Source organism: Nitrospira sp. (assembly GCA_037045225.1).
Classification (GTDB): domain Bacteria; phylum Nitrospirota; class Nitrospiria; order Nitrospirales; family Nitrospiraceae; genus Nitrospira_A.
In genome coordinates this window covers 627,187-638,343 of record JBAOHZ010000009.1, presented here as the reverse complement: position 1 = coordinate 638,343, position 11,157 = coordinate 627,187, and the positions used below count along the sequence as shown (strand labels likewise).

Here is an 11,157-nt window from a genome sequence, read left to right as displayed (position 1 = left end):
ACGATATGGAACAGCGGCGAAGCCGACGGTGGTTATATCTCTTGCTGATGGTGACGGTAGCCCTGGGCATCGGCATCGTGCTGGAGAAGGGATTGGAGCGGACCGGCCACGCCTCCGAGACCTATGAAGAACTGCGGACCTTTTCCGAGGTCTTGACGCAGGTGCAGAAGCATTATGTCGACGATACCAAGGTGAAGGATCTCGTGCAGGGGGCGATTCGCGGGATGCTCTCCACGCTGGATCCGCACTCGGCCTATATGACCCCCGAGATGTACAAAGAAATGCAGGTCGAAACCAAAGGCGAGTTCGGCGGGGTGGGGATTCAGATCGGCGTGAAAGAGAACCGATTGGCCGTCATCTCCCCGATCGAAGGCACACCTGCGCATCGCGCCGGGATCAAGGCCGGTGATTTTATTACCAAGGTGAACGACGAACCCACGAAGGATCTCACGCTGATGGATGCGGTGCAGAAAATGCGCGGTCCCAAAGGCACCAAGGTGAACCTCACCATTCAGCGGGACGGCACGGCGGATCCGCTGGCATTTTCACTGGTGCGGGACACCATCAAGATCGAAAGCGTGAAGTTCAAGGTGCTCGACAATACCATCGGGTACGTGCGGTTGACCCAGTTCCAGGAAGCCACCGGGCGGGACCTCAGCCGGGCGCTCAAGCAGTTCAAGGAGCAGAAGGTTCAGGGGACGATTCTCGACTTGCGGAACAATCCCGGCGGTCTCCTGACGGCGGCCGTTGATGTGTCCGAGCAGTTTGTGGGGAACGGGAAGCTGATCGTGTATACCAAAGGTCGCGAGGGGAAGAAGGACGAGTGGTTCTCCAAGACGAAGGAGACGCTGGAAGATTCTCCGATGATCATTTTGGTGAACGAAGGGTCGGCCAGCGCGTCGGAGATTGTGGCTGGTGCGTTGCAGGATTGGGGACGGGCCGTCATTGTTGGGACCACGTCCTTCGGTAAGGGATCAGTCCAGACGATTCTGCCGTTGGGCGACGGGTCGGGACTTCGCCTCACGACCGCCAAGTACTACACCCCGAAGGGGCGCTCGATTCAGTCCACCGGCATCACGCCGGATATTGTGGTCAAGTTGCAGGCACAGACAGTGGCCAAGGCCGGCGAGAAAGACGGAAAAGAGTCTGAGCCGAAGACGGCTAAAGCACCCGCAGGCGGAAAAGATGCCTCATCTTCGGCCAAGCCGGGTGAGGAACCTGCCCATAAGAACGGCACGGTGCCCGCAGGCGATGCCGCTGGGGACATTTCTCTGGACGATGATGTGCAGCTCCAGAAGGCGGTTGAACTGTTGAAGACCTGGAAGATCTTTAGGGAGCTGCGTCCGGCGGCGTAGCCGGCACGGTTCCGATCCGTTCGCGAATGGCAGCGAGCAGCGTATCCTCCGACCCCGAAAAGCCTGGTTGTGTTCTCAGTAAATGAGATGCAACCAGGCTTTCTAAATCGTCTAGTGTGCGGATGTTCAGCCGGAAATATAAGTAACTCACCAGCGCATCGGAGAGGCCCGGCAGTGTAGCCCAGCCGGCCACTTCCTCCGGCAATGGGATCTTCAGTTCTTCATACGCACGAATCGTCCCTGTTGCCAGAAACTCTTCAATCTTCACGGCCAAGTCCCGCCCGATTCCAGGGATATCCTGAAGTTGATGCCGCGCGGCCAGATCAGCCAGGTCTCCCGTCACCGCCAGGATTGAGTCAGCCGCTTTCCGATACGCGCGGACACGATAGGGATTGGCGCGTTGGCCTGCCAATAGGTTGGCCATCGCGCGAAAGATCTCTGCCAGTTGATGGGGATGGTCGTCCATAGTCCTGTGCCCAGCGGTCTTCATCGACATTGTGCGAGGTTCCGATCCCAAACAGCAAGGCCTCTCGGGGCTTGGTTGACAATCGGTTTTCTCGTTTCATAGGATGATCTGGAAAGGCTGAGGTGACACGGTGACCATTCAGGTGAACGGCGAGTCTCGTGGAGTCGGCGACGGACAGACGGTCGCCGCGTTGTTGCATGAGTTGGAAATCCGGGCCGATCGTGTCGCCGTTGAGTTGAATTTGGAGATTCTGGATCGCAAGGAGTATGAGACCCGTGGACTCCGCGAAGGGGATCGGGTCGAGATATTGAGCTTTATTGGCGGCGGAGCGAGGTAACCACATTTATGGATACGATGAACGATCGCTTAGTGATTGCCGGCCGGGAATTTAAGTCTCGCCTCTGGGTGGGGACCGGTAAGTATAAAGATTTTGTCGAGACCAAGAAGGCGATCGAGGCGTCCGGTGCGGACGTGGTGACGGTCGCAGTCCGTCGCGTGAACATTACGGATCGGTCCAAGGAAAATCTTCTGGACTATCTCGATCCGAAGAAATACATCATCCTGCCGAACACCGCGGGCTGTTACACGGTGGAAGATGCCGTCCGGTATGCCCGGCTGGCTCGCGCGGCCGGCGTCTCCGATCTGGTCAAGTTGGAAGTCCTCGGCGATGAGAAAACGTTGTTCCCGGATACGGCCGGATTGATCGAAGCCGCCAAGATCCTCATTAAAGAGGGGTTCATTGTCCTGCCCTATACGAACGATGACCCGATCGTGGCCAAGAAGCTGGTGGATATCGGCTGTCCCGCGGTGATGCCGTTGGCTGCTCCGATCGGCTCGGGGCTCGGGATCCGTAATCCATACAATCTCAAGATCATCATGGAAACGGTCAAGGTCCCCATCATCGTGGACGCCGGTGTCGGAACAGCATCCGATGCCGCGCTGGCAATGGAGTATGGCGCAGATGCCGTGCTCATGAATACCGCCATTGCCGGGGCACAGGATCCCATCGCGATGGCCGAGGCGATGAAGTATGGTGTGTGGGCCGGCCGCCTGGCCTACAAAGCCGGCCGTATTCCACGCAAGCTCTATGCTACGGCCAGCAGTCCGATCGAAGGGATGCTCTAAAAGCCAGTGAGCGATCATGGGCAGATGCCGGCGAGCCGGGTGAAGTTCGTGTGTGAGTGGTGACTCGGTTCTGTTGTGTCGGCATTGCGCATTCAACTGGCATCTTTCAGCATCCAGAATGTTTCTCGAATGCCCTCCGTTGATTTCCGTCTGTATGTAGTGACTGATCGTCATCAGACCGCCGGACGTCCGCTCGCGTCGGTTGTTGGGCGGGCGGCGAGTGCCGGTCTGCGTGCGGTGCAGCTACGGGAGCGTGATCTTCCGATCCGAGAGCTGCTGTCGTTGGCGCTTGAGCTGCAGTGCGCGTTGCCGGACATACAATTGTTCATCAATGACCGTCTAGATCTAGCGGTGGCGCTGGGGTGCCGGGGGGTACATTTGCGCGAGAGTAGTTTGCCGGCCCCGGTGGTCCGAACCCTGTTGCCGCCCTCGCAGTTGTTGGGTTTGTCCGTCCATTCCATCCAGGGGGCGGTGGAGGCAGAGCGGCACGGCGCGGACTTTGTGGTGTTGGGTCCGATTTACGACACGCCTTCGAAACGGGAATATGGGGCGCCGCTCGGTCTCCAGGTACTTGAACAGGCTGCGTGCACGGTCAACATTCCGATTTTTGCGATCGGAGGGATGACGGCCGCTCGCACACGTGAGGTGCGGCAGGCGGGCGCGTTCGGTGTGGCGGTGTTGTCCTCGATCCTGAGCGCGTCGAATATCGAAACCGCGACCGAAAAATTTCTTGCGGCGATCGAGCGTGAATCATGAACGTGTCTGCTGCAGCGTCGGTACCTGCTGCTGTTGACCACCCCATAGGCGGGTGATAGAATCCGAGCCAGTGTTGATGACCGTCACTGACAGGGATTGTAATCGATCCAACGAGTGGGGCGATGGCCGAATCAAAAGGGAGTTCAGGCCGACTCCGGTCCTTCCGTGATTCCGTCAAGCGCCTGACCAAGTCACTTTCTGACGGAGATGGAGTCGTGACACACAAGAACGACGAACAGGCTCGCGAGGTTGAGAAACTTCGCACCCAAATCCAGTCCATGGAGGAGGAGATTCGGCGGCTCTACCAGTCACGCTACCAGCTCGAGCAAACGACGAAGCAGAACGAGAAGCTCGTCGCCACCCTCCAAGAAGCCAAGTCTCAAATCGAAACGTTGCGGGCCGAAGTGGAGAAGCTGACCGCTCCGCCCTCGACTTACGGGATTTTCTCCAGCCTCGATACCGATGGCACCGGGAATGTCTACGTATCCGGCCGTAAGATGAAGGTGAGTCTTCATCCCTCCATCAAAGCGAAATCTCTTCGCAAAGGGCAGGAGGTCATCCTCAACGAAGCGCTCAATGTCATCGAGGTGCGTGGATTCGATGTGCAGGGCGAAGTCGTCCGTTTGAAGGATGTGCTGGAGGGGAATCGGGCGCTGGTGACGCTGCACTTCGATGAAGAAAAAGTTGCGGAGCTTGGCGAGCCATTGCTGAGTGAGCGCCTCAGCGTCGGCGATCATCTCTTGTACGATCCACGGTCCGGCTGCGTCATCGAAAAGTTACCGAAATCGGAAGCCGAGGAACTGGTGCTCGAAGAAATCCCCGATGTGGACTACGAACATATCGGCGGACTCCAGAAGGAAATCGAGCAGGTGCGCGATGCCGTGGAGTTGCCCTTCCTGTATCCCCATATCTTTTCGAACTACAAACTCAGCGCTCCGAAGGGCGTATTGCTCTACGGTCCGCCGGGATGCGGCAAGACGTTGATCGCCAAGGCTGTGGCCAGTTCGATCGCCAAAAAGCTCGGGCATCTCAAGGATAAACAACTCCGCAGCTACTTCCTCCATGTGAAGGGGCCTGAACTACTGAACAAGTATGTCGGCGAGTCGGAGCGGCAGGTGCGTGAGGTGTTCAAGAAGGCCAAAGAACGCGCCGACGACGGTCATCCTGTGATTGTGTTTTTCGACGAGATGGACGCGCTCTTTCGTACGCGTGGCACCGGGATCTCGTCGGACATTGAATCGACCATCGTGCCGCAGTTCCTCTCGGAAATCGACGGGGTGGAGCGTCTGACCAATGTCATCGTTATCGGCGCAAGCAATCGGCAGGATTTGATCGATCCGGCCGTGCTTCGCGCGGGTCGTCTCGATGTGAAGGTGAAGGTCGGGCGCCCGGATGCCACCGCCGCCCGGGACATTTTCTCCAAATATGTCTCGACCGATCTGCCGTTTGACGAGGAGGATCTGAAGCGGCATGCCGGGGATGCCCGTGCACTGGTGGACTCCCTGATGAATATGACCGTCGATGCCATGTATGCGACGACGGACGAAAACAAGTTCATTGAAGTGACCTATGCGAACGGCGAGAAGGAAGTGCTGTATTTCAAGGATTTCGCCAGCGGCGCGCTGATCGAAGGAATCGTGTCGCGTGCGAAAAAATTCGCCGTGAAGCGGGCGATTGCGCAAGAAGGAACCGGCCTGCGGGCCGAGGATTTGATTCGAGCGATCCGTGAAGAGTTCAAGGAGCACGAAGACTTGCCCAACACCACGAATCCGGATGATTGGGCCAAGGTCGCCGGCAAAAAAGGCGAGAAGATTGTCCACCTCCGGACGATCAGCGGCGGGCCGGCTGAGGCGCGCCAGATCGAAACGGTCAACACCGGTCACTACCTGTAGCGCGATATTTCATGAGCGACAATCCTACGCACAGTCCGTCCCGTGTCATTGGCACGGAGACCGAATTCGGTATCGCCAGTCGTGACCCGAATGCGGCCGACCCGGTGGCCAACTCCATTCACCTCATCGGATACTACCCGAATCTGCCGGCGCCGCATGCGGTGTGGGACTACGAGAATGAAAATCCGCTGCTGGATGCGCGCGGGTTTGAGGTCGATGGCGAGCGGGAACGGCCGGGCCCCGATTACAATCGCCAGCTGAATAAGGTCTTAGCCAACGGTGGCCGCCTCTATGTCGATGGCGCGCATCCTGAATATTCTACGCCGGAATGTCTGAACGCCAGGGACGTGGTGGCGTTCGAGCGGGTCGGCGAACGCATCGTCGCGCAGGCTCTGGAGGGCATTACCAAGGCGCGTGGCCGTGATCAGTTCGTGTTGTATAAGAATAATTCAGACGGCAAGGGCAACAGCTACGGGTACCACGAGAATTATCTCGTGTCGCGGGCGGTGCCGTTTGAACGCATCACCCAGGTCCTCACGCCGTTTTTGGTCACCCGGCCGATCTATGCCGGGTCCGGTAAGGTCGGGGCGGAGAACCAGACCAGTCCCGTCGACTATCAGATTTCGCAGCGGGCTGACTTTTTTGAAACGCTTGTCGATCTCAACACGATGGTTCGGCGGCCGATCATCAATACGCGGGACGAACCGCACTCCGATTCGACGAAATACCGCCGGTTACACGTCATTGTCGGAGATGCCAATATGGCCGAGGTATCGACCTATCTCAAGGTCGGGACGCTCTCGATTGTGTTGGCATTGCTCGAAGCCGGCGCCGAACTTCCCCGAATCAGCCTAGCCGATCCCGTGAATGCCATCAAACAGGTCTCCCGAGACGTGCAGATGAAGGAGAGCCTCACGTTGACCGATGGGAGCGCATCGACGGCGATTGCCGTGCAGCGAGCCTACCTCAAGGCCGCTCAGAGCTACTATGCCTGCCACGAACTGGACCAAGTGACGAAGGACGTGCTGGTGCGGTGGGAAGATGTGCTTGACCGCCTGGAACGAGACCCCCGGTCATTGGTGCGGGAACTGGACTGGGTCGCGAAGCGGTATTTGATCGAGTCCTATATGGAGCGCAAATCTTGCGGGTGGGACGATCCGCGCGTCCGCCTGATGGATCTCCAATATCACGATGTTCGTCCTGACAAAGGGCTGTATTACACCCTGGAACGGAATCATCGCATTGAGCGGGTGGTATTGGACCATGAGATTGTGCGGGCGGAATTTAATCCGCCGGTTGGGACCAGAGCCTATTTTAGGGGCCAGTGCGTGAAGAAGTACCCGAACGTCGTCTACGGGGCGAGTTGGACGTCCGTGCTGTTCGATATCGGGCAGAACAAGATCAAGAAAATTCCCTTGATGGATCCCTTGCGGGGAACCGAGGCCCTGACCGGGGAACTCTTGGCTCAAGCGGAGACGGCGGCTGCCCTGCTCGCAAAACTTTCAACCTGACTGCGACTATTGAATGAAACAGTCCTCCTTTCTGCCACATCACGAAGGATCCAGCTTCTTTGATTTCCTTACCCAGCATCACCCTGAGTTGAAGCCTGGTTTGAACGACATCGTGCTCCAGCGAGCGACGCTTCCCGTCGACCTCGGTCGGCCCGGAGCAATCCCGGTGCCGCATGGAACGACGGTCCTGGCGTTGAAATATCGGGATGGGGCGATTATCGCCGGTGATCGACGCGCGACCGAAGGATTCCAGATCGCGGACCGGCGAATTGAGAAAGTCTTTCGCATCGACGACTATTCCGCCATGGCGATCGCAGGGGCTGCGGGGCCGTGTATTGAGATGGCGAAGCTGTTTCAAACGGAGCTTGAACATTACGAGAAGCTTGAAGGTGTGCAACTGTCTTGTGAGGGGAAAGCCAACAAGCTGGGGCAAATGGTGAAGGCCAACCTGCCGATGGTCTTTCAGGGCTTGGTCGTCATGCCGTTGTACGTCGGATATGACCTGAAGCGTCAGGAAGGCCGCATTTTTAAATACGACATCACGGGTGGTCGCTACGAAGAGTCCGATCACCATTCCATTGGCTCCGGCGGCAAAGACGCGCGGAATACCATGCGTGAACATTACCGTCCGGGGCTCCCGGAAGAAGAGGCCCTTCGCGTTGGATTGCTGGCGCTCTACAACGCGGCGGATGAAGATGTAGGGACCGGTGGTCCTGATTTGGTCCGTGGTATCTATCCGACGGCGAAGATCGTCAGTCACGTCGGCATCACGGATGTTCCCGAAGACCGGGTGCGTGCGATGTATGAAACCATGATCGCAGAGCGAAGGAGATCTTAGTCGATGCCGCTGCCCTACTACGTCTCGCCTGAACAGATGATGCAGGACAAGGCGGAGTATGCCAAAAAAGGCATCGCCAAAGGCCGTTCCATCATTGCCCTGGAATATGTGGACGGCATTTTGCTCGCCGCGGACAATCCCAGCTCGTCATTGCATAAAGTTTCCGAGGTCTACGACCGGATTGCGTTTGCCGGAGCCGGCAAATACAGCGAGTTTGAGCATCTCCGGAAGGCCGGCATTCGCCATGCCGATCTGACCGGGTACATGTACAGCCGGGAAGATGTGAGCGCGCGGACCCTGTCCAATGCCTATTCGCAGAGTTTAGGGACGGCGTTCAGTACCGATGTCAAACCTCTGGAAGTGGAAATTCTCGTCGTGCAAGTTGGTGGACAAGGGCAGGCGAATGAGATATTTCGCATCTCCTTCGACGGGAGCATCGTGGATGAAAAAAACCTTGCGGTCATTGGCGGAAGGTCGGAGGCCGTTCAACAATACCTGCGGGAGCATGCCACATCGCAGCCACCAACGCTGAAGGACGGGCTCCGGCGTTGTCTTGCCGCCCTGGAGCAGGTCGCCAGCCAGAAGATCCCTTCCGAAAATCTCGAAGTCGCCGTGCTGGACCGAAACCGGCAGGGGCGGAAGTTCAAACGGTTGAGCAGCACCGATATTTCCCAACTCTTCTCCTAGCCGTCCCCTCCGTGTAACGTTCTCTGTATTCGGGTTCCTGTTCGTGACGCAGGTGTCATTGCGGGCATCTGTTGAAGCCTCACCCTCCACGGTGTATCCTGAAAGAAGCGGAGTCGAGGAAACGTCTTTCCATGCAGCAACGTATTTTCGGTTTGGAAAACGAATACGGCCTGATTTTTTCTCCGAATGGGAAGATTTATCTCCCGATGGAGAAAGTGCTGGGTTATATCTTCGAAGGTCTGATTCCGAACAGCTGGCCGTCGAATGCCTTTCTGGTCAACGGCGCGCGCTTTTATCAGGATACCGGCTGCCATCCCGAGTACTCCACCCCGGAGTGCGACAATATCCTCGATCTCGTCATTCACGATAAGGCGGGAGAGCGATTGCTGGAGGCCTGTTTGCCGGCCGCAGAGGAGCGCCTGCGGGAAGAGGGGCTGTCCGGCGAAATCTACATTTTCAAGAACAACACCGATTCGCTCGGCAATACCTACGGTTGTCATGAAAATTATCTGATGCGCCGGGATGTAGATTTCTGGAAAGTCACCGAGCAGCTCATTCCGTTTTTCGTCACCCGGCAGATCTATTCCGGTGCCGGTAAGGTCCTGAAAGTCTCGGGTAAACCGCAGTACTTCATCTCGCAACGCGCCCAGCATATTCATGAAAAAACCTCCTCTTCGACGACCTCGTCCCGGAGCATCATCAACACCCGCGATGAGCCTCACGCCGACGCGGAGAAGTATCGGCGACTGCACATCATCGTGGGCGACTCCAACATGTCGGAGTATGCGACGTATTTGAAAGTCGGTACCGCCACGTTGGTGCTCTCGATGATCGAAGCCGGGTATGCCGTCAGCGGGATGGAACTTGAAGATCCCGTGAAAGCCATCCGTGAAATTTCCCGCGACCCGACCCTCAATAAGAAGGTGAAGCTGGACGACGGCAGGCAGATGACCGCCATCGAGATTCAGCGTGTCTACGTCAAGCGTGCGAAAGAGTTTTTGGCGGAGCAGGCACATGACCCGGTGCTGGACGATGTGTGGGAGAAGTGGGTGTCGGTGTTGGATCGTCTGGAAGAGGATCCCATGCAACTCGTGCGCGAGGTCGATTGGGTGATGAAAAAGCATCTCATCCAATCGTATACGGATAAGAAAGATTGCGGGTGGGATGACCCTCGGGTCTTTTTGTTGGATTTGCAATTTCATGACGTGAAACGAACGCGAGGGCTGTATTATTTGATGGAAAATCGGGGGATGGCCGTGCGGGTGGTGGAGGAGGAAGCGGTGCAACGGGCGATGTCCGTGCCGCCTCAGACCACGCGCGCCAAAGTGCGTGGCGACTTCATCCGGTTCGCACGGGCCAAGAATCGTTCGTACACCGTGGATTGGACGTATCTGAAGTTGAACGGGTACTGGGAAGAGACGATCCTCTGTATGGACCCATTCAGTGCGGTGAATCGGCGAGTCGAGGAATTGTTGTCGCAGGTGTCGGGCGCGCGATTGTATCGATGAGGCAGGGTAACGGGTAGAGGCGAGAGCAGACCATGTCGTTCTTAGATCGCTTTCTCATCATCTCCGTGGTGCTGCTCACGAGTGTGTTTCCCGTCGAGCTCTTTCCGAACACGGGGCCGGCGCCTCGCGGGGGAGACGGTCAGTTTACCGGGAAGCAGGGGCAGGTGATCCTCATCAACGTGCCGGACATCAAGGATGCTACCAGTGTCAAAGGCGGGTTTCTCGGGCGTAAGGTGACACTCTTTCCGGACCCGACTGCCGGTGGCGGCGCCGGGTATGTCGGATTACTGGGGATCGATCTCCAGGATGAGCCGGGAGCGCACGAACTGACCATCGATGTGCAGCAGGGAGAGAAGATGCGGCATCTCTCCTACCAGGTGCTGGTGTTAAAGGAAAAGTTCTCCGTCGAGCATCTGAAGCTGCCCAAAGACAAAGTCGATCTCGATGAGAAAGCCGCCGCGCGTTGGAAGGCCGAACAGGAACAGGTTCGGAAGGCTCTGGCCGAAGAGTCCGCCATGCGGCTTTGGCAAACGGGGTTTATCGAACCGGTTCATGGCAAGCGCACAGGGATTTTCGGGAGTGTCCGTATTATGAACGGTCAGGCCAGAAATCCGCATAACGGAGAAGATATCGGGGCGCCGATGGGGACCGACGTGATGGCCAGCAACGATGGCGTGGTGCGGCTTGTCGTGGATCACATCTTTTCCGGCCGTGGCATCTTCGTGGATCACGGCCTCGGCCTGTATTCGATGTATTTTCACCTCTCCGACGTGCTCGTGAAAGAGGGCGACCTCATCAAAGCCGGACAGGTCATCGGCAAAGTCGGCGCGACCGGTCGAGCCACCGGTCCCCATCTCCATTGGGGCATGAAGGTCAACGGCGCGCGGGTGAATCCGTATGCCTTGCTGGAATTGCCGTTTACACAGAATCCCGCTGCTGTGCGGCCGGCATTGGCTGCGCCGATGGGGCTCCCGCAAACAGAAGTCAGCCCTACCGCCGTCGGTGGGGATACACGGTAA

At 57.5% G+C, this 11,157-nt stretch carries 11 protein-coding genes; 10 read left to right on the top strand and 1 reads right to left on the bottom strand.

Translation table 11 applies throughout. The annotated features are described in order from the left end of the window. The first annotated feature begins 5 nt into the window (after positions 1-5). Entirely contained in the window at positions 6-1,355 is a 1,350-nt protein-coding gene (locus V9G17_03910) for a S41 family peptidase (GenBank protein ID MEI2751723.1), read from the top strand. Here the strand turns inward: V9G17_03910 and V9G17_03905 are convergent. Beyond that, positions 1,330-1,851 carry a histidinol-phosphatase gene (locus tag V9G17_03905; GenBank protein ID MEI2751722.1) on the bottom strand — a complete coding sequence of 174 codons (522 nt, stop codon included), beginning with the start codon at positions 1,849-1,851 and terminating at the stop codon, positions 1,330-1,332. The genes V9G17_03910 and V9G17_03905 overlap by 26 nt on opposite strands. A gap of 100 nt (positions 1,852-1,951) precedes the next feature. Here V9G17_03905 and thiS point away from each other — a divergent pair, with 100 nt between their 5' ends. The 9 genes from thiS (at position 1,952) to V9G17_03860 (ending at position 11,157) form a co-directional block, all read left to right on the top strand. After that, positions 1,952-2,158 carry a sulfur carrier protein ThiS gene (thiS, locus tag V9G17_03900; GenBank protein ID MEI2751721.1) on the top strand — a complete coding sequence of 69 codons (207 nt, stop codon included), beginning with the start codon at positions 1,952-1,954 and terminating at the stop codon, positions 2,156-2,158. 17 nt (positions 2,159-2,175) lie between these two features. Continuing rightward, positions 2,176-2,946, top strand: coding sequence for a thiazole synthase (locus V9G17_03895; protein MEI2751720.1), 771 nt, complete (start codon positions 2,176-2,178; stop codon positions 2,944-2,946). A 129-nt stretch (positions 2,947-3,075) separates the two neighbouring features. Beyond that, positions 3,076-3,702: a thiamine phosphate synthase gene (thiE, locus tag V9G17_03890; GenBank protein MEI2751719.1), complete on the top strand. Its 627-nt coding sequence runs from the start codon at positions 3,076-3,078 to the stop codon at positions 3,700-3,702. A gap of 122 nt (positions 3,703-3,824) precedes the next feature. Continuing rightward, positions 3,825-5,594 (top strand): proteasome ATPase, encoded by a 1,770-nt coding sequence (gene arc / locus V9G17_03885; protein MEI2751718.1) that lies wholly within the window; start codon positions 3,825-3,827, stop codon positions 5,592-5,594. An 11-nt stretch (positions 5,595-5,605) separates the two neighbouring features. Continuing rightward, positions 5,606-7,105 (top strand): depupylase/deamidase Dop, encoded by a 1,500-nt coding sequence (gene dop / locus V9G17_03880; protein ID MEI2751717.1) that lies wholly within the window; start codon positions 5,606-5,608, stop codon positions 7,103-7,105. A gap of 13 nt (positions 7,106-7,118) precedes the next feature. Further along, a complete protein-coding gene (gene prcB / locus V9G17_03875; GenBank protein MEI2751716.1) occupies positions 7,119-7,943 on the top strand; it encodes a proteasome subunit beta in 825 nt (274 codons plus the stop codon). A gap of 3 nt (positions 7,944-7,946) precedes the next feature. Further along, a complete protein-coding gene (gene prcA, locus V9G17_03870) occupies positions 7,947-8,630 on the top strand; it encodes a proteasome subunit alpha (protein MEI2751715.1) in 684 nt (227 codons plus the stop codon). A 131-nt stretch (positions 8,631-8,761) separates the two neighbouring features. Beyond that, positions 8,762-10,138, top strand: coding sequence for a Pup--protein ligase (gene pafA, locus V9G17_03865; GenBank protein MEI2751714.1), 1,377 nt, complete (start codon positions 8,762-8,764; stop codon positions 10,136-10,138). Positions 10,139-10,170: 32 nt separating this feature from the next. Next, positions 10,171-11,157 carry a M23 family metallopeptidase gene (locus V9G17_03860; protein ID MEI2751713.1) on the top strand — a complete coding sequence of 329 codons (987 nt, stop codon included), beginning with the start codon at positions 10,171-10,173 and terminating at the stop codon, positions 11,155-11,157.